This is a genomic window from Mycobacterium sp. pUA109, from assembly GCF_041287095.1.
Classification (GTDB): Bacteria; Actinomycetota; Actinomycetes; order Mycobacteriales; family Mycobacteriaceae; genus Mycobacterium.
Map to the genome: position 1 here is coordinate 19661 of NZ_JBGGKS010000035.1, position 18822 is coordinate 38482.

Genomic DNA, 18822 nt, shown 5'->3' on the forward strand with positions numbered 1-18822 from the left:
CGCCAGTAGGTTCCTTACCAGTGGCATGCGTTTAACCTCGTTCTGAGAGTAGGAGGACCTTGCTTGCGAGCCATCGGCCGTCGACTTTCTCCATGGTGATAGTGACGGGTGCCAGGTCAATGCGCGGTTCGGGGCTCGTTGAGTTGGTGATCGTTTGTTTGACAACAAGTAGCGCCTCGATTTTGTTGGTGGTGGCGGACTTGATCGCCGAGTCAACGACTTCACCTTTGGTGGCCACCTTGTTGTCGATCAGCATTTTACGGAGCTGTGAGCCGGCCTTGGTGTACGTGTCCTTGAACTCACCGGTCGCGCCGTCGAGGATGTCGGTGAAGTTCTTGTCGATCGCGTTGGGGTCGGTGCTAGTCAGGGTGACGGCGTAGTTCTGTGCTGCATCGAGCGCTTGGGTCGCGGTGGCGTGTTTGTGGCGTTGCTGAAGCAGGATCCAACCCTCGTAGGCGGCTGCTGTCAGGACGGCGAGGAACATCACTGCGGCGATCACGCGCAGCGCGGTTTTAATCCTCCGGCGTGTGCTTGCTAGGCCGTCATCTTCGCTGGGTGAATCCTCGGAGCCGCGTTTACGCCAGCGTGTCCGAGCCGTCTTGACCTGCTCCGCGTTGGCGGGGGGGCTCTTGGGCTGGCTCTCGGTGTCGGACTCATCGGTCATGCCGGTGTCGCCGGTGTCAGCGACGGCGATATGGAGTGCGGCTTTCATACGTTTACCTACTTATCGGGATGCCTACCTCGTCGGGTGGGTACGCTAGACGATTTCCACTTTGCTTGCCAGCCAGCGGCGGTCGATGAGTTCCATCGTCATTTGCACCCTGTTGCGGTCGATGCGCGGACTGGGATTGAGTGCGTTGGTGATGGACTGATCAACGAAGAGCAGCATTTCGACCTTGTTGCGTGATGCCGATTTGATCGCTGCATCGACGACGACGCCCTTGCCCGCGGCCTTGTTATCGATGAGCACCTGACGCAGTTGCGCGGAGGCCTGACTGAAATCGTCCTTGAATTGCCCGGTGGCGCCGTCGAGCGCTCGCTCGTAGTTCTTGTCAATATCGTTGGCGTCGAGGGTCGTCAAGGTCACGGCATAGTCGCGTGCGGCAGTGAGGGCTGCCTGGCCCGCCGCGGCCCTGCTGTCCAACTGCATGAGCCGCCAGCCCAGGAACGTCGAGGATCCTAAGGCGGCCACGATGACAATCCCGCTCAGCGCGGTGGCAATGCGGCGCCGGGCACGGCGGGCAGACGTGTCGCCAGACTGGCCGACTGGGCTGGTCTCATCGATGATGTCGATAGCGGATTCACCGTCGGGGTCCACTGAGTCCAAGTCGGATCGGCTCTCGGCAGTGTCGGGTTCCGGGGTGGGTTGTGCCGCCTGGTCCGCTTCGTCGTCGTTGTGCTCCGCGACCATGACGAAGACATCTGTGGTTGGTGTGCGCTTGCTCATTGCGGCTCCAAACGGCGTTAGTTGGGGACCCACACCGGCATCGGCGGGCCGGCGTATGTGGTGGGCAACGTGTAAGGCGGGTAGATGGGGGTGGGGTCGGTTTTCGCCAGGGGGTCGTATCCGGGTGGTGGACCCGCGGTGTCGTCGCCGGGCGGGCGGGGAGCGTTGCGCGCGCCCCGGATCAGTACTGACGGGTCGGGGTTCTCGCAGTAGGTGTATAGAAACGGTTCGGGGAAATCGGCCTGCGTGGGTGGGCGCCGCGGCAGGTTGTAGTCGCAGCGGTATTTCGGGTAGAAGAAATTCGCAATGCCCCAGACGCCGCCGTCATGGGCGACGCTGCCAATGCGGTCGATCAGTAACTCGTGGTCGGGACGCCACAGATGCTCCAGTGCGGGAACGCGCAGGTAGAAGACCTGCGAGAGAGTGGTGAGGTTACCCAACAGTTGGACCATGTTGTCACGGCTGTCGCCGATCAAGTTGTCGATGGCGGCCAACTGACCGCTGCCGTTGTCGACCAGGGTGCGAAATCCACCTTCCATCTTGTTGACGCCCCCGAGTATCTTCTGCAGATCGGTGGAGGTCTGCCGCAGACCGGGGCTGAGGTCCCCGAACGTGGTCAGTACCACCTGGCTGTTCCGTAGCATGCCTACGGTTTGTGGGAGGACTCCATCCAAGGTGGAACTCAAGAAGATCGAGCCGTCGAGAATGGCGGCGAGCTTCTGCGGCGCCCACGGTCCTACGCGCAGTTCCTCAAAGAGGCCGGCAAGCTTCGTTTCGTTCAGTTGAGCGAGTGCGCCGTGACTGTCGTCGATGATCTCCGGCAGCGACACTGGTAGCTTGGTTTGCTCTGGCCTGATCACGGTGCCGTCGGTGAGAAATGGTCCGCCACCACGTTGTGGACGGAAATCCAGGTATTGCTCCCCGACAACTGAAAGGGGAGCCACACGTACCAGACTGTCACGCGGGATCCGGACATCGGCGTTGATGGTCACCACGGCCTCTACGCCGACGCCGGTGAGGTTGATCGCGGTGATACGGCCGACCGGTATCCCGCGCAGGCTGACATCCTGATTCGTCAACAGCCCGCCCGATTCCGGAAGCAGCACCCGTACCGAGATCGTCTGGCGTATCGGGTTGATCCCCAGGCCACCGATTGCGATATAGAGGAACATGACGATCAGGACGACGACCAGTCCGATGCCCGACCCGAGGATGCGGCGTTTGGCCGCGGCACGGATCACATTGACGATCAGTCGAGCGGGCCGTTCCAGCCAGGCCGCCATCACTGTGCGCGAGCTACCCACCGAGACCAGCCTGGGGGAGCGACTCGTCGGGTGCGTTGGTGATGTCCGGTCCGTCGCCGGTCGGCGGCAGTGGACCAGGAGCTGGGTAGGCGAAACTGGGGCGTTGTGCTCCGTAAATCTTGTCCAGCAACAGATTCCATTCGTATCGGAGGCTACCGATCATTTGGTGATAATCGGTGCCATCGGTCCAGTGGAACCCCGGATCGCCGGGATAGTTCTTGTCTGGCCACGGGACCAATGCGAGCTTGGCGACAGTGGCGCTCGCATGCGCCGCCGTCGAGTTGGTTGCGCGCATCGCCAGGCCAATCAGCCGCAGCAGCGGTGTCAGTGACACGCTGGGATCCTGCGAGACGTCGTTGAAGGCTCTCGCCAGGTGATTGATGTCGGCGGCCAAGCTCCGGGTGTCTGTGCCTTGGATGGAGGGAAGGCGAGAAAGCTGGGCGGTGATACGCGCGACGCCGTCGATCAGGTCGGCGATCTGGTCGGTGTTGTCCGCGATCACCGACATCGCGGGCGCGACGGTGGTGAGAGACTGTTGGAGCGTGTCGCGGCGGGCGGCTATCGTTGCCGCTAACTCGCTGGTCTGCCGAAGTGCGGCATCGATCTGTTGTGACCGTGCGGTCATGGTGGACAGCAGGGTGGTGCTTTGTTGCAGCAACTGGCCGAGTTTTTCGCCGCGCCCGCCCACCGCTTGACCCGCTCCGTTGAGCATATTGACAAGGTTGCGCACCGTTCCGCCGTTGACGAGTAGCGCCATGGAGGCGAGTAGTTGTTCGACCGTTGCCTGGGCGCCGGTCGAGTTCAGCGGGATCGTGTCACCGTTGTTGATGAGGGCCGCGTCCGGTGTTTGGCGCGGATCGGGTTTGATCGCCACGAAGATGTCGCCCAGCGGTGTTGCCGAGCGCAACTCGGCGGTGGCCCCGACGTGTAGGCGGATGTCGGCCCTGATCCGTAGTTTCACGTGAGCGTTAAAGTCCTGAGCCCACATTGAATCGACCTCGCCGATATCGGCGCCGAAGAATTTAACCTTGGCTTTGGCGGGCAGATTTAATGCATTGGAAAACACCGCTATCACAGCGTAATTCGGGCCGCCAGCCACCGGAGCAGGCAGCGGTAAACTCGCCAGGCCCATCTCCAGATTGGCGCATCCGGCCAATACGATGGCCATGCCGGCAGCCAATACCCCTCGGCTGGCGCGGCGGACGGTACCTGGGTTTTTCATCGGCCGCTACCAATCCCGTTAGCCATAAGGTCCAGCATCGAGGTGAGACCGAAGTCGGGCCCGTAGTCTTGTAGTGTTCCTGTCGCGCACCCCAGTTGCTTGAGCCCCATCAGGTTGCAGATCTCCTTGGAGAATTGACTGTCAAAGATGAGCTTGTCCGCCAGCATGTTTACCCGCGCGCTGCCGGCGACGGGGTCGATGAGGTCGTAGATGTTATCGAGTCCCAGGGGCAATACATCGAGGGTTTCCTCAAGTTCACGCCGGGAATCGGTGAGCGACGTCGCTATGGTCCGGCTGTCGGCGAACGTGTGCTGGAGACCTTCGCGGTTGGCCCCGAGCAACCGCGCAGCTTCGGCGAGGAGTTGGTTGGCCTTTGCGCCGGTGGTGCCGGAGCCGAGGTCCTCCTCGGCGAGGATGTCACTGAGTTGGTGCAAGTTGGACCCGAACTCGCGGATCGTGGTGTCGTTGTCGGCGGCCGCTTGGGTCAGTTGTGCGACGCTGTCGATGATCTCCTGGATGTTCTTTTTGCTTCGGGCACCCTTGTCTGCGCCGACGGCCAGTGCCTGCGACAGCTGGTCAAGGGCCGCTTTGATGGCGGGTCCGTTGGCCGAGGTGATGTCGGCGCCCAGGTTGACCAGATCGCCCAGCGGCCCCTGCCCGTGCTCATTGCCATGCATGGCTGTGCCCAGTTTGTCGAGCATGGCCAGCGTCCGGTCGAATTCGACCGGGGTGCGGGTGCGGCCTAGGCCCACCACGTCACCATTCTTCAACTTCGGCCCGCCGTGGTAGGGCGGCGTGAGTTCGACGTGACGGTCGGTCAGGATCGAGTTGGATACCGTCACGGCCTGCACGTCGGCGGGAATGTCGATGGCCTTCTCGATCGTAAGCTTGACCTCGACATAAGTGTCCTTGGACACGATGCTGGTCACCTTCCCGACTGGCATTCCCAGCACCGCGACCCCGTTGCCTGCATAAAGCCCGACAGCGTCCTGAAAATGTGTGGTAATCGTGATCGCTTGGTGGGTCACCCGCGACACCACGGCGAAGGCCGCGACGGCGACCGACGTGGCCGCGACGGCCAACACGGCGATCACCTTGAGCCGGCGGTTCATCGGCAGTCCTTGAAGTATTCGACCAGCTGATACTGGGGTGCTCGGCTGCTGAGCGCGCACATCCACGAGTCGAACAAAATGCCGGCCGGGGCGGTGCCGTCGAGGGCGTTGCCACTGCCGGTGGCGTTGGTGACGTTACGGAGCGCGACAGGCATCGACTGCAAAATATTGCGTAGTAGCGCGTCGTGGTCGGCCATCATACGGGTGAATTCCTCTGATTCGGCGAGTAATTGGTTGACTGTAGCCTCGTCGCCGAGGATCGCTCTGGCTTGTTCGATTAGCGTGGTGGCGCTAGCGAATAGCCGCTCTACCGCGGCGCGTCGAGTGGTGATCTCGCGCAGCAGGTCGCGGCCCTGCACCACCAGCGCGCCGAGGTCGGCGTGCTGGTCGCGCAGCATCGTGGTGAGTGTGTCTGCGTTGGACAGCAACGCGCCGAGCTGGTCGCGTCGTTCGGCGATGATGGTGGCAAGCGATTGAAGGTTGGTCAAAGCCTGGGGTAACGCCTCGGGTAGCCCCTGCAAATTTCGGGTCAGTGTTTGCACCGAGCCCACGATGCGTTTGGCGTCGATCGGCTCGAAGGTGCTCGTCGCCCCGGCGAGGGTTTGTTGCAGATCGTAGGGGACCTCCGTCTGTCCCAACGGAATCATGTGGTGTGCCAGACTGCCGTCACCGGCGGGGGAAAGTTCGAGGTAGCGCGACCCCAGGATGGTGGTCAGCTTGATCGCTACGCGCGTATCGCTACCCAACACCATGTCGTGGCGGACGTTGAAGGTGACCACGACGTGGTCACCGGCCAGCGCAACGCCGTCGACCGTGCCTACCTGTATTCCGGCGACCGTGACCTGATTGCCCTCGATGACGTTGGCCGCCTGGGCGAATTCGGCCCGGTACCGGGTTTTGCCCACGTTGAGGGTGGTGTACAGAACCGTGACCGCCGACACGACGCCGATCACGACCAAGGCCATCGCCCCGACCCACAACTTGTTGTATGACTCAAGGGGTCTTTTCAATCCGTGAAACATACTGTCCTACTGGCAGATGGGTGTGTGTTTGGGCCGGGTGCTCCACGCCGGGTAGTCGTCGCTGCGGGTGGCGGCAAGAACGAGATTCCGCAGCAGGTAGTAACTAAAGCGGAACACCGAGATGTCGAACTCGCACACGTAAGCGCCGCCGTACGAGCCCTCCTGGGTTACCCGAGCCAAGCCTTTGAGCAGGTACGGCAGGTTGGCGGCCAGATAGGCCAGTCGCTGCCGCCCGTCGTGAAGGCTGTAGTCGAGGAAGCCGGGTTGGCGGCCGATGAACTCTTGCATGTCGGGGGAGATGTTGGTGACGATCGTGGCCAGCCGTCCAACCACCGCGTTGATCGACCCCACCGAGGTGACCAGTTGTTCGCGTCGGTTCGCGAGATCAGCGATGACACCGCGGGATTGGCCGATCAGCGACTGCAGGTTGGCGTTTTGGCCGGCAAGCGTGGTCATCAGTTGGTTCATGTTGGCAATGAGTTCTCCGAGCACCTCATCGGGGCCGGCCAGCGTTTGCGCCAACGCCGACGTCTGGGTGGTCAGCGTGAGGATGGAGGACGAATCTCCCTGGAATGCCTGGATAATCGCATCGGTCAAGTTGTCCGCTTGTTGGGGATCCAACTCTGTGAAGAACGGCTCGAACCCATTGAGCAGATAGGAGATGTCGAAGGAAGGGTTGGTGCGCTCTTTGGGAATCTGAGCCCGATTGGGCAACGGTGTCGACCCGCCACCCTGCCCGGGGGCCAGCCCGAGATAGCGCTGCCCGATGATGTTCTGATAGGTCACCGAAGCGACGGTGTTGGTGTAGAGGGTCTGACCGCGTGACACCCGGAAGGTCACTTTGGCCAGAGTGCCGATCAGGTCTACCTTGTCCACCCGGCCGACCCGTACCCCAGCGACCCGCACGTCAGACCCCGGTGCCAACCCGGACACATCGGTGAAGATCGCCGAATAGGTGTTCGTTGGACCGACCACGTCACGTTGCAGTGTGGTGAATACCAACGAGGTTACGGTCACCGCGAACACGGCAAACGCGGCTAAACCGATAACGGCGTTGCGGTGTTTTTTCACGGGCCATCTCCTGGGTCGGGCGCGACGTACACGGTCGATCCGCGCGCAAGCGGGCCCAGCAGAAACTCGGTAGCGGTATCGGCGTGGCCGCCGACAATGCGGCTGAGCTGAGCTTTCTCTTCACGGCTGCCGACCGGGCCGACATTGCCGCCGATGATGACCGCCTGCGGCTGCCCGCCGGGAGTGAAGGCGCTGGGCTCGGCGGTCGGTTCGGGACTGGGAGCAGGGGGATACCCCTCCGGAAGGTCCTTGGAACCCGGCGGCAGCGGGGGCAGCACCCAGGGCGGGGCCGGGGGCGCCGGCGGGCCCTGCGGGTCCTCGGGCATCGAGTGGCGCGGCGGAGTCACATTCGGCCGATTCTCAGTCACTCCCGGCGTGGGCGGGAACCCCCGCGAAGCCAATGCCGGCATCAGATCTGGGGCGGTGGGTACTTCGGGTGCCGTTTGACAGCTAGGGCCTTCCAACGCGCCGTAGCGCGGGCAGTCGGCGCGCACGTAGCTACGAGTCGGGGTGAACGCGATCACTGCCTTGGCGGTGAACAGGTGTGTGTCGGGGTCATAGGCCTCGTCGTAGATGTTGTTTGCCAGTGCCTGCACTCGGGTGGAGATATTCGGGAAGTCGTCGGCGTGGTCGGCGAGGACGCCAAGTGCCGGCGTGAACTCGGTGCTGATGGAGATCAGCCGGTCGATCTGGTGCTCGAACGCCTCGCCCAGTGTTTCGGTCGTATGCAGCCCTCCGGACAGGAAGTCGGTCAGCTCTTGGCGTTTCTCGGCAAAGGTCCGCATCGGGCGGATCGCGTTGTCGAGGGCGTTGAAGAGGTCCGGGGAGGCTACGCGCAACTCGTCGGCGGCGGAGCTGAGCGCCGAAAGGGTGGACGGGCCGACATCATCGGGGCTGACCACCGTGTTGAGTTGTGCCAAGATCTCGTTGAAGTCGTGACCGGCATCGGTCAATTGCTGACCCCGGCCGTGGGTTGCCTCACCCAGCGCCGCAATCAGCCCGACGCTGTGGTCGCCGGGTCCGTGTCCGACGCTAGCCAGGACTCGTCGTAGTTTGGCTAATGCATCCTGGAATACCAGCGTTGATCGGGTCTTGTCCTCATGGACCACGGCGCCAGGCCGCAAGGGGCCCGAACCCGGGCCGTTGTCGATCAGCTGCACCGTGGAGACGGCAAACAAGTTGGTCGGGACCACCCGCGCCGTGACGGTGTTGGGAATGCCGGAGGCATAGTCCGGCTGGAGGTCGATGTGGACGACATTCGGTCCTCCATGTGTGGACGGAGCAACCTGGGCCACCGACCCCACCAGCACACCACGAAACTTCACATCCGAGCGAGCCGGCAGCCCGTCGCCGATGTTGACCAGCTGGGCATCGACGCGGACCAGATTGTCCAATGTGCCCTTGGATTTGGCGACCGCGGCAACGTTGGTGATGGTCATGATGACGATGAAGCAAATGCCGGCGAAAATCAGCAGGCGGTTGGACGGCCCGCGCGGGTCGGTGTCGAACGAGTTGGGCATTGTTAACCACCGAACCTTGCTCCGGAGGCGACGCCCCACATCGCCATGGTCAGCAACATGTTCGCGATCATCACGACGGTCACACTGAGGCGCATCGCCCGGCCGGCGGCCACTCCCACGCCGGCGGGCCCGCCGGCGGCGAAAAACCCGTAGTAGCTTTGGATCGTCGAGGAGATGAACACAAAGACAATGGCTTTAAGCGTGGCGAACAGAACGTCGCGTGGGTTGATGACCAGGGAGAAATAGTGCAGGTACGAGCCGGAGGATTGTCCGGCCGCAATGGTCGACATCACCTGGGTGGACAAGTAGGCGAGCGCCAGCACCGTCAGCGCCACGGGGACGACGGCGATCATGGTCGCCACCACCCGGGTAGTCACCAGATAAGGAATGGGCTTGATGGCCATGGACTCCAGGGCGTCAACTTCATCGTTGATCCGCATAGCGCCTAGTTGCGCCGTGAAGCGACATCCCGCCTGGGCGATGAACGCGATGCCGATCATCACCGGCGCAAGCTCGCGTGTCGTGGCGAATGAAGAGATCAAGCCGGTGGCCGGGCCCATCCCCAGTAGCTGCAGGGCGCTGTAGCCCTCGACCGCGAGCAATGTGCCCGCACTTATTCCGAGTACCGCGGCGACGTTGAGGGTGGAGCCACCGACGACGATTGACCCGTTACCCCAGGTCACATCCGCCAACAGGCGCAGCATTTCTCGCCGGTAATGGCGCAACATGGTGGGGATCGACATCAGGATCTGGGTGAAGAAGTACACCATGTGGCCGGCCCTGGCGACCGGACGTGTTGCTGCGCCCACGGCCAGTGAAGCCGTACGCGCGCCGGGGACTTGGTAGGGGGTCGCGGTAGCCATGGGTCAGAGGGTGTACCTCGGGAAGACGATGACGTAGAGCTGACTCATCGCGACGTCGACGATCATCAGCAGTAGCACCGCCTCGACAACCGCAGCGTTGACGGAGTTCGCCACCCCGGCCGGACCACCGTGGGTGGCTAAGCCCTTTTGACAGCTGATAATCGCCACGATCGCGCCGAACACGACAGCTTTGACCAGCGCCAGCGCGAGATCTCCGACGGTGGCAAAAGATGAGAAGGTCGCAATGAACGAGCCCGGCGCGCCGTCTTGTAGATACACGTTGTACAGGTAGCTGGCAAGGTATCCGACGAAGACGGCCGTCCCGGTCAGCAAGACTCCGACCACAATCAGGGCCACGAACCGGGGAACCACCATCCGCCGGATCACCGAGACCCCCATCACCTGCATCGCGTCGATTTCCTCGCGCATCGTGCGCGCTCCGAGGTCCGCGCACACCGCTGAGCCCACCGCCGCCGCGAGCAGCATCGCGGACACCAGCGGAGCGCCCTGGCGGATCACAGCCAACCCAGTCACCGCGCCCGCCAACGAGGTGGCGCCGACTTGCGCCGCGAGCAAGGTGAACTGAATAGCCAGCGTGACGGCGATTGGGATGGTCACCAAAGTGGTTGGGACAAAAGCTGTGCCAGCCATGAACGCGGCCTGCTCGATAAACTCCCACGCTTTGAAGCGTCCCGTAAATAAATCGCCAAACAGGCACTGGACGGTGCGCACTCCTAGCACCGCCTGGTAGCCGACGGTGTCAAGTGACATCCAAGGATGGTTTTGCAGATAGCGGCGTCCCCAACCGATGATCTCCGCGATGGCCGAGTCGGTGGCGCCGGCGCTACCCGGCCCAGCCCTCCCACCCTTCGCCGGGCCGGGCTCGTCCCGCGGCCGGTCGACGCCGGCCGCAACCTCTGCGTGGGTCTGCGTGTCTGCCGGTGGCGCGTGCTCGGGGGGATCTTGATTCGTCAGCACGCCCTACGCCACCTCGCCGAGATCGCGGCGGAAGTAGCAGGTTGGGCACCCCATCTGTCGCAATGCCGATACCGGCCGGCACTGCCTAGCGCACGCCTTGGGGTCGGCTGCTCGCCGAACTTCACGTTTGGCGCCGCCTCCCCGCCGTCTACAGATGCGGCGCTGGGGAGCGCTCGGCGACTCTGACGACATCTTGTTTTCAACTGTGGCCAGCTCCCGCGTCGCCGCATCCGACAAGATCTCCCCTCCCCTTGGACTTCATCACCCGCTACAGCCCTGCACGGCACAAATTCTGCTAGTACAGTCAGTACTTAGTACTGACCGTTACACTAGCACTCTAGTGTGCGCGGCGTCACGGCTTTCGTCAAGACGGTCTCGCGGTTGTGCACGTCGCGGCTGCCACCTGGGGTATGGGCAGCAAAATAGGCCGCGTGGCAGCTGGTCTCAGCTTTCACGTCCCCCCCGGCGTCCGCCACTGCGCACCAGAGCCGATGCGCCGGCCGCGCGACGGGATCGACCTCCACCATGAATAACCGCTGAAGAGGTGGCGCTGGACTAGGATGACGGCATGTCCATAACCGCCGCCGGAGCTGCACGGCTATCCGTGCTCAAGGGCGATGGTCGACACGACCGGTGGAGCGATCACCGAGCCGTAGTGCGTGCCGAGCTGGTCGAGGCCACGATCCGGGCGATCGAACAATATGGGCCCAACTTATCCATCGACGATGTCGTCCGGTCCGCTGGAGTCCCGCGGCCAAAGCTGTATCGGTTCTTCGGGGACAAGGAAACCCTGTTCCTTGCAGCAAGCGAGCGCGTGCAGGCCTTGGTTATTGAGCGGGTGTTGCCTCACTTCGACCTCAGCGGCACCGCATTAGACCTCGTTCGTTCGGCATTGACGGCGTACATCGACTTGGTCGATGAGCGGCCCAACCTGTTTCGATTTCTGGTCTGCACACACTTTAGCGATGGGCGGTCACGGGAGGCGCTGCTCGACGGGGGCCGCCGGCTTTCCGATGCCACCGTTGCGGTCGCTGTGGCTTTCTTACAGGCCGGTGGTGGGCGTAGCGACAACCTGGAACCCGTCGTGGATGCCTTGCTGGGGGCCGTAGCGTTGGGTGTGCTGCGTTGGCTCAACGACCAAGTCATGGGCAAGGCGGAGTTGGTGCAGGAGTTGACCGCCTTCGCGTGGGGCGCTGCTGTCGCCGTCGCGGCCAGCAGAGGGTTGAGCCTCGACGCGCAGGCAACCGTGCAGCGTTCCGCTGGGACTGACTGACCTCGCCGGCGAGTGATTTGCAGACAACTTTTCGACGATTAACCACCCGGCGCGCACTCGACCGCCGACTCCGGCGTGGGGTGGGCGTTGGCGAGTTCGTCGGGGCCGCGCTTATCCTGCTGACTGCTGCCCGCTCTGTGCTGGGTGAAGATGACACCGTCGCCCAGGAATTCGCGCGGCATCAGAAGGACATCACGTAGGTAGTTTTGATGCAGTCGCCACGGCGTTCGCGCGCCCGGCGATCGAATCCGCTAACAGGGCACCGACATCGAAATCGATAAACTGGGCGACCCTACACTCCAACACCGCCGCGCCTTCAAACTCATCGAGACCCCCATCGCACGCACCATCACTGCGAGCCAGAACACCCCCACCGACACCAACGAATCTCCAGTTCAACCCAGCGACCCATTTGTTTCAAGAGCCGTAACGACAGCCTAGCCAGGGCGCCGGCCGTGCGAACGTTTCGCCAGCGGTTGCGCCACGTGGGGTGTCAATACGGCCCGGGCCCACCTAACGCATGCAGGTGGTGGACCACACGATGCCTACCACTGGCGAGCAGGAATGCTATTTCAGGTGTCCGGTCAGCCCGCCGTAAGGGCCGAAGAGCTCCTCTCGCCATGTTTCCAGCAGCGCACGGGTGTCGATGTCGTCGGGGTGGAAGCCTCGGCGCATGTACTTGGCAAGCTCGGACATCAATCCCTCGAACACCGGGCCGGTGAACAGGGCGTACGCCTGACGAACCACTCGGATCGGGTGTCGGCGAGCGACCGGATCGCGTGCTAGGGCGACGGTCAACGCCAAGATGAGAGCCGGCACGGTCAGTGTCAGCGCAAAACCCATGACAACAATGCGAGTCCACTCGGTACCGCCTACCGCTCGGTAGACGTCGAATGCTACGGATTTGTGTTCGAGTTCTTCAAATGCGTGCCAGTCAAACAAGTGACGAGTCTCTGTGGTGCGTGCCAACGACCGTAGGTACTCATTGGTCAGTGTGCGCTCAGCGAGGACGGCTGTGTAGTGCTCGGCGGCTGCGGTCATCGCCAAATGCACGCGGGGCGAAAGGCGCTTCTCGAATTTCAACCGTCGCGCTTCGGCTTTGGGCGAATCGGCCCAAGCGATGGGGTAGCCGAGTTCCACCAGTCGTTCATTGAGTCGGCGGTGTTCTTGACCGTGTACCGCCTCCTGCCCGATGAAACCGGCTACGCGCTTTTTGAGCACCGGATCGGTGATCTGGTCGGCGAAACGGCGTACCGACCGGATGAAGGATTCCTCTCCGGGTGGGAAGATGGCCGACAGGCCTGCGATAAAATGGCTGAATACCATGTCGCCGTCGATGAAATATTTATCGTCTGCCCCGTCCTCAGTAAACCGGAACCGTATTCGACGCGCCTTCGGATACGGGGAGCGTACCTGAGGGCCGTCAGGAACGGTCACTGTTGCACTTTCGTGAACATCTTCTGTCATCGTGGCACTCCTCGAACAGTTAGTAACTAGTACTGACTGTACCATACCCACCATGCGATTCACGGATCGCTGGTGCAAGATGGGGTTTGGGGTCGCGGTGGATCGTCCGAGGCATCGTGGCGCCTCGTCCGAAGCGGATGTACGGCCACTCATGGTCGGATGACGCTCCATGCGGGCTGGCTGGCCGCGGAAAATCAATTCGTCTGTGGGCTGTGTTGGGTCAACCCGTCCCGTGGGCGCAGGTCGGACAGGGCGACGTGCCGCCGCGATGCCGCGGTTTCCGGCCCTGTGGGCAATAACGAACATGTGGTACCGGGTACTGATCATGTGTATGGCCAATCGGCACGACCGGCGCGCCGGCCACGGCATGAACGAGATTAATCACCACCTGGTCGACGATGGATTAGTATGGCGGAGTGTCGACAGTTGTCCCGGGTGGAGCGCGTCTCTCAGTGCTTAAGGGCGACGCGCGGCACGACAGGTGGAGTGATCATCGTGCAGCCGTCAGGGCGGAACTAGTTGAGTCCACCGTCCGCGCGATCGAGGAATATGGGCCAGATCTGTCCATCGATGACGTTGTTAAGACCGCGGGAATCCCGAGACCAAAGTTATATCGGTTCTTCGGGGACAAAGAAACACTCTTCCTCGCTGCTAGTGAACACATACAGGCACTCGTTATTGAACGAGTCGTTCCGCATTTCGACCTGACTGGCACCGCCTTGGACCTGGTACGATCCGCGGTCGCGGCGTACGTTGAGCTCGTCGACGAACGGCCTAACCTGTTCCGCTTCCTTGTCGGCTCGCATTTCAGTGATGGTCGTTCACGTGAGGCGCTCCTCGAGGGCGGTCGTCGCCTGTCTGAGGCGACGGTGGAAGTTGCGGCAGCTGTTCTGAGTGCCGGCGGTGCGCGCAGCGAAAACCTCGAATGCGCTGTCGATGCCATTTTGGGGGCGGTAGCGCTGGGAGTCCTCCGGTGGCTCAACGATCGACCCGTCGACAAAGCCACGTTGGTTGAGGAACTGACCAGCTTCGCCTTTGGAGCTGTCATCGCGGTCGCCGCGGGTCGAGGGCTGTTGATCGACGCTGACGCACCGCTACTTACGCAATCGGACGCTCACTAGCAGCGTAGCCGTATCACTGGAGATTCCGTTGGCCTTTTTCCCGAGATTCTGCAGCACCGATACGGTTCCGCAACTTCCGAAGTTAGGGTTATCGGGTTCTTCCCGTTTTAGAATATATCGATTCGTTGGGTGAGGCTGCCCGCAGTGGAGTAGGGATCGTTCGGTCGTGGGTCAGGTTGTGGAATCTGAGGGCGTTGCAGCATAGCGCTTCGAGGCGACCGTTGATGGCTTCGGTGGGTCCGTTGCAGGCGTGGTGGTCGAAGTACGCCAGCACGTCGTGATGGCGGCGCCACAGGGCGGCATGAGTTGGGCCAGTTCTTCCAGTCCGACGGGTATTCCGCGGCGGATTGAGTTGATGATCCTGGTCATGGCGTGTTTGCGACGGTGTCGGTTTATTCCCATCCGTTGACACCACCGCATGGGCTTGCTTCACGCAAACGAATATGGCTCGCCGACAGGGGGTTTTACTCCTATCCCGCGCGACGCGTGAACGGGTCGCCGCGGCTCTGTTCGCCCTTGTTGCAGAGAGTCGCAGCGTGGTCCCTCCGTCGCATGCTGCGGGGTGCCGCAGAGCGATGATGCCAGAGACACGAACCTGACCTACCTACCACGCCTACTCGCCATGGCACTATGAGGAGATCCATCGTTGAACGCCAATTCGCTCTTCGCGCACAATGACGCTGCGGGCAACGCTAGAGATGTCGTCGCGCTCACCGTTGAGTTCGAAGGCCGTACCTACGACCTGACGTGGACCAGGGACAAAAGACTGCTCGATGTCCTCCTCGATGCAGGTCTGGACGTTCCATACGTGTGTCGCGAATCGGCGTGTGCCACCTGCGTTTGCACCGTCAAAGACGGCGTCACGCGCATGCTGCTGAACGAGTCGCTGATCGATGATGAGCTGCAGGCCGGCCTGACGCTGGCATGCCAGACCTTGCCCGAATCCGATCATGTGCGCATCACCTACGAATGACGCGAGATGGGCTCGTGCTGGGAAGTCGGGCGGGCCCAGCCGATCTCCCAATCATGAGACAGCTAGTTGCTGGTACCGCATGTATGGTATATTGCTTCGGCAGCCCGCCAATCTGGTGCTCAAAGGGAAGCTATCAATCCTCAGGTCCCCCTGCCACATTCGGACTAAAAGGCCAGGGGGTGATTGACATGGATACTTCGCAAACTGAACTCACATTTTGCGCTTCGCCGTCGGTGATGGCCATATCGCCCGACACCCACATGGTCACGCTGCCCGAGAGCGTCAAGGCGTCGGTGTGGGCGCTGCGTGAGCACCTGCTGGGCGCCAACCCCGCCGTGTGGATGTACGCCGGGGGCGCCTGCTTCGCGCAGATTCTCTACCACCTCGGTACCGAGGAGCAAAAGAAGCGGGCCGTCGCCGCCGCCCAGCGCGGCTGGGGGTCGACGATGGTGCTCACCGAGCCGGACGCCGGCTCGGATGTGGGTGCCGGCCGGACCAAAGCGGTCAAACAGGAGGACGGCTCCTGGCACATCGACGGGGTGAAGCGGTTCATCACCTCGGCGGACTCCGACGACCTGTTCGAGAACATCTTCCACCTGGTGCTGGCCCGCCCCGAGGGCGCCAAGCCGGGCACCAAGGGCCTGTCGCTGTTCTTCGTGCCGAAGTTCCACTTCGACTCCGAGACCGGCGAACTCGGGGAGCGCAACGGCGTGTTCCTCACCAACGTCGAGCACAAGATGGGGACGCCAAGATCGACTCGCTGTACGAGGGCACCACTGCGATCCAGGCGCAGGACTTCTTCTTCCGCAAGATCGTCCGCGACAAGGGGGTGGCGCTGGGCCACGTGGCCGGCCAGATCGAGGAGTTCATCAAGAACGAGTCCGGCAACGGTCGCCTCATGTCGGAGCGGGAGCTGCTGGCCACCGCGCTGGCCGGTGTGCAGGGTATGGCCGCGACGTTGACCGGCTACCTGATGGCTGCCCAGGAGAACATCGACAGCATCTACAAGGTGGGGCTGGGGTCGGTGCGGTTCCTGATGAGCGTCGGCGATCTGGTGATCGGCTGGCTGCTGGCCCGTCAGGCCGCGGTGGCGGTCGAGAAGCTCGACGCCGGGGTCAGCGATTCCGACCGGGCCTTCTACGAGGGCAAGATCGCGGTGGCGTCGTTCTTCGCGAAGAACTTCCTGCCGCTGCTGACCAGCACCCGCACCGTGCTGGAGAACCTCGACAACGACATCATGGAACTCGACGAGGCGGCGTTCTGAATCGCAAAGTCTGGCTTTGTAAAAACGCCATCCTGTCAACAAGAATCGAGATAGCCAGTGATTGGTATTGCTCACGAAGCCGACATCGTGACCATCGAGATACAACGTCCGCATCGACGAAATGCTCTGGACGGATTGGTGATCGCGCAGCTTCGTTACGCCTTCGAGGCTCTCACAGACGCGGGAGTTCGCGCAGTGGTGCTGACGGGCCAAGGCAGCTTTTTCTGCTCAGGTATCGACGCAGACGAAAAGAACTGCACATGGTCGCCGCTGCTGGTCGACGAACTGCTGGGTGAAGCCGTGGCGCTGACTAGAGCGATCGGACTATGCCCCGCCCCAGTCATCGCAGCAGTCAACGGCCCTGCTATCGGAGTAGGCCTACAGCTTGCAGCCATTTGCGATCAGCGCATCGTCGACCCTACTGCATACTTTCAACTCCCGGCGACGAACTACGGTCGGATCGTTGATGGGTGGGCGACGCGGCGACTATCTACGCTTGTCGGTGTTAGCCGTTCGCGTGCGACGCTGCTCTCTGAGCAAAAGCTCAGCGCGGACGAGGCTCTTGCCTGCGGGTTGGCCAGCCGGATCGGCACTGTGGCTGATGCGCAACGCTCAGCTCACCAAATCGCCAGCTACTTCCAGTGAATAGTGATATTCAAACTGTGGTTATGCGATGTCTTTTGCGGCGCATGGTATTTCGTAATCGGTCTTTACAGTCATGACCGCAGGCCGCCGTGCGTAAGTCGAACTCGAGCTTTCACTCAACCACTCTGCGTCGCACAAACCCGACGACCAGCCGAACTCCCGAAACCTCCTTGCTGGTAACTGATGCCACAATGTACTGTACGCGCGGGTACATCTCCGTATCGTTCTGGGCGAAAGTTGCCGCGCGCCTTGGGGCATGTGTGAGCGGAACGCTCGGAGGTGTTGCGCGGCTGACCGGTTCTCCAGAGGGGAGCGGGTTTTCGGAGCGCATGGATACGACATGCAGCAACATGGGCAACCTGCTGCGCCCGCCGTCTCGTCAACTGGCGGTGTGCACATGACCAGCACCGGCGCGGCCGACAACCCGGAAGAAGGCTACGCTGACGTTGGCTGCGGAATCCGCTTGTGGTTCCGGCAGTCAGGCCCGCGTAACGGTCCTGCCCTGTTTCTGCTATCAGGCCTGGGGCAGCAGTTCAATGCGTGGCCGGATGAGTGTGTTGAGCAATGGACTTCTCGTGGCTTCCGTGTTACACGTATCGATAACCGGGACGTGGGACTGTCGACGCACATGGCTTTCCCGCCGCCCAACCTACTCGACATCCTGCGTGGCGACTCCCGCGCCAAGCAATACGAATTGTGCGATATGGCCCGCGACACCGTGAAACTCATGGACGCGCTGGGTACGCCAGAAGCGCATCTTGTCGGGGTGTCCATGGGCGGTATGATCGCCCAGACGGTTGCGGCCGACTATCCTGGCCGGACCGCGACATTGACGTCAGTGTCGTCAAGCCCGGGCGGACTGCGCTTCGGTCGCCCCGCCTTGTCGACACTGCGGCGGATGGCGACTGCACGCCCGGCCCGCAATCGCCAGGAAGCGATGGATAAGGCGGTGAGCATGTTCCGCCACATCGGATCACGCGGCTATCCGTTCGATGAGAATCGGGTGGGCAGAATCGCCGCCGAATCTTTCGATCGTGATCCCACCACCAGCGGCATCGCGCGCCAGCTTGCAGCTATCCTCGCGTCGGGTGATCGAAGTCGTGAACTGCGGTACATCACCGCTCCCACGCTCGTTATCCATGGCGACAAAGATCGGATGGTGCACCCAAGCGGGGGAGTTCGTGTTGCCCGGATGATTCCCGGTGCGCAGCTCGTCACACTCCCGGGACTAGGGCACGACCTACCAGAACCGCTGTGGCCGACAATCGTCGACCTGGTCGGCCGCCACGCCGGCGGTCACCGCCTGGGGCCTGATAGCGATTGAGGGCATTGAGTGGCGCACCGCAGTCGTCATTCGGCGCCGCATCGGGAATTGGCGACAGTTTGGCAATTTGGCTGTCACGACACGCCCGTTTTTGTAGTAGTTGCCGATATATCGATGAGGAGGTATTGAAAAGCGGTGGTGATGAGGTGAGCCCTTCGTAGTGGTCCAGGTGTTGTGCGACTCTGATGCCCGAGGTTTGGGCAGGAAGAATCGACA

At 62.2% G+C, this 18822-nt stretch carries 18 protein-coding genes and 1 pseudogene; 6 read left to right on the forward strand and 13 right to left on the reverse strand.

Annotated features, from left to right (window positions below; all coding sequences use genetic code 11):
* Positions 1-31: 31 nt before the first annotated feature.
* The 10 genes from ACAG26_RS26590 to ACAG26_RS26635 are packed head-to-tail and all read right to left on the reverse strand — an operon-like array spanning position 32 to position 10383.
* Positions 32-712, reverse strand: a complete 681-nt coding sequence (locus ACAG26_RS26590; RefSeq protein WP_370486078.1) for an Mce protein — start codon at positions 710-712, stop codon at positions 32-34.
* Positions 713-757: 45 nt separating this feature from the next.
* Positions 758-1447, reverse strand: a complete 690-nt coding sequence (locus tag ACAG26_RS26595) for an Mce protein (protein ID WP_370486079.1) — start codon at positions 1445-1447, stop codon at positions 758-760.
* A 17-nt stretch (positions 1448-1464) separates the two neighbouring features.
* Complete coding sequence (locus ACAG26_RS26600) at positions 1465-2751, reverse strand: MlaD family protein (protein ID WP_370486080.1); 1287 nt, start codon at positions 2749-2751, stop codon at positions 1465-1467.
* On the reverse strand, positions 2744-3919 hold the full coding sequence (locus tag ACAG26_RS26605) for an MCE family protein (RefSeq protein WP_370486081.1): 1176 nt from the start codon (positions 3917-3919) through the stop codon (positions 2744-2746). The genes ACAG26_RS26600 and ACAG26_RS26605 overlap by 8 nt, the downstream gene beginning before the upstream one ends.
* A gap of 50 nt (positions 3920-3969) precedes the next feature.
* On the reverse strand, positions 3970-5085 hold the full coding sequence (locus tag ACAG26_RS26610; RefSeq protein WP_370486082.1) for an MCE family protein: 1116 nt from the start codon (positions 5083-5085) through the stop codon (positions 3970-3972).
* Complete coding sequence (locus tag ACAG26_RS26615; protein WP_370486083.1) at positions 5082-6107, reverse strand: MCE family protein; 1026 nt, start codon at positions 6105-6107, stop codon at positions 5082-5084. Before ACAG26_RS26615 ends, ACAG26_RS26610 begins: the two co-directional genes overlap by 4 nt.
* 6 nt (positions 6108-6113) lie before the next feature.
* Positions 6114-7178, reverse strand: coding sequence for an MlaD family protein (locus tag ACAG26_RS26620; protein WP_370486084.1), 1065 nt, complete (start codon positions 7176-7178; stop codon positions 6114-6116).
* A complete protein-coding gene (locus ACAG26_RS26625) occupies positions 7175-8698 on the reverse strand; it encodes an MlaD family protein (RefSeq protein WP_370486085.1) in 1524 nt (507 codons plus the stop codon). Before ACAG26_RS26625 ends, ACAG26_RS26620 begins: the two co-directional genes overlap by 4 nt.
* A 2-nt stretch (positions 8699-8700) precedes the next feature.
* Positions 8701-9561 carry an ABC transporter permease gene (locus ACAG26_RS26630; protein WP_370486086.1) on the reverse strand — a complete coding sequence of 287 codons (861 nt, stop codon included), beginning with the start codon at positions 9559-9561 and terminating at the stop codon, positions 8701-8703.
* A 3-nt stretch (positions 9562-9564) separates the two neighbouring features.
* A complete protein-coding gene (locus ACAG26_RS26635; protein ID WP_370486096.1) occupies positions 9565-10383 on the reverse strand; it encodes an MlaE family ABC transporter permease in 819 nt (272 codons plus the stop codon).
* A gap of 724 nt (positions 10384-11107) precedes the next feature.
* Here ACAG26_RS26635 and ACAG26_RS26640 point away from each other — a divergent pair.
* Positions 11108-11812 (forward strand): TetR/AcrR family transcriptional regulator, encoded by a 705-nt coding sequence (locus ACAG26_RS26640; RefSeq protein WP_370486087.1) that lies wholly within the window; start codon positions 11108-11110, stop codon positions 11810-11812.
* Between the two features lie 38 nt (positions 11813-11850).
* Here ACAG26_RS26640 and ACAG26_RS26645 read toward each other — a convergent pair whose 3' ends face one another.
* Both ACAG26_RS26645 and ACAG26_RS26650 read right to left on the reverse strand, forming a co-directional pair.
* A complete protein-coding gene (locus ACAG26_RS26645; protein WP_370486088.1) occupies positions 11851-11994 on the reverse strand; it encodes a hypothetical protein in 144 nt (47 codons plus the stop codon).
* Between the two features lie 385 nt (positions 11995-12379).
* On the reverse strand, positions 12380-13279 hold the full coding sequence (locus ACAG26_RS26650; RefSeq protein ID WP_370486089.1) for a metal-dependent hydrolase: 900 nt from the start codon (positions 13277-13279) through the stop codon (positions 12380-12382).
* Between the two features lie 416 nt (positions 13280-13695).
* On the opposite strand from ACAG26_RS26650, the gene ACAG26_RS26655 reads away from it, so the two are divergent.
* Positions 13696-14400: a TetR/AcrR family transcriptional regulator gene (locus ACAG26_RS26655; protein ID WP_370486090.1), complete on the forward strand. Its 705-nt coding sequence runs from the start codon at positions 13696-13698 to the stop codon at positions 14398-14400.
* An 88-nt stretch (positions 14401-14488) separates the two neighbouring features.
* Here the strand turns inward: ACAG26_RS26655 and ACAG26_RS26660 are convergent, their stop codons facing one another.
* On the reverse strand, positions 14489-14833 hold the full coding sequence (locus ACAG26_RS26660) for a transposase (protein ID WP_370486091.1): 345 nt from the start codon (positions 14831-14833) through the stop codon (positions 14489-14491).
* A gap of 213 nt (positions 14834-15046) precedes the next feature.
* On the opposite strand from ACAG26_RS26660, the gene ACAG26_RS26665 reads away from it, so the two are divergent.
* From ACAG26_RS26665 to ACAG26_RS26680, 4 genes and pseudogenes are all read left to right on the forward strand, one after another.
* On the forward strand, positions 15047-15373 hold the full coding sequence (locus tag ACAG26_RS26665) for a 2Fe-2S iron-sulfur cluster-binding protein (protein ID WP_370486092.1): 327 nt from the start codon (positions 15047-15049) through the stop codon (positions 15371-15373).
* 248 nt (positions 15374-15621) lie between these two features.
* Positions 15622-16637: pseudogene (locus ACAG26_RS26670) on the forward strand (acyl-CoA dehydrogenase); the annotation flags it as partial.
* Positions 16638-16724: 87 nt separating this feature from the next.
* Positions 16725-17282 (forward strand): enoyl-CoA hydratase-related protein, encoded by a 558-nt coding sequence (locus tag ACAG26_RS26675; RefSeq protein ID WP_370486093.1) that lies wholly within the window; start codon positions 16725-16727, stop codon positions 17280-17282.
* A gap of 397 nt (positions 17283-17679) precedes the next feature.
* A complete protein-coding gene (locus ACAG26_RS26680) occupies positions 17680-18606 on the forward strand; it encodes an alpha/beta fold hydrolase (RefSeq protein ID WP_370486094.1) in 927 nt (308 codons plus the stop codon).
* Positions 18607-18822: the final 216 nt, after the last annotated feature.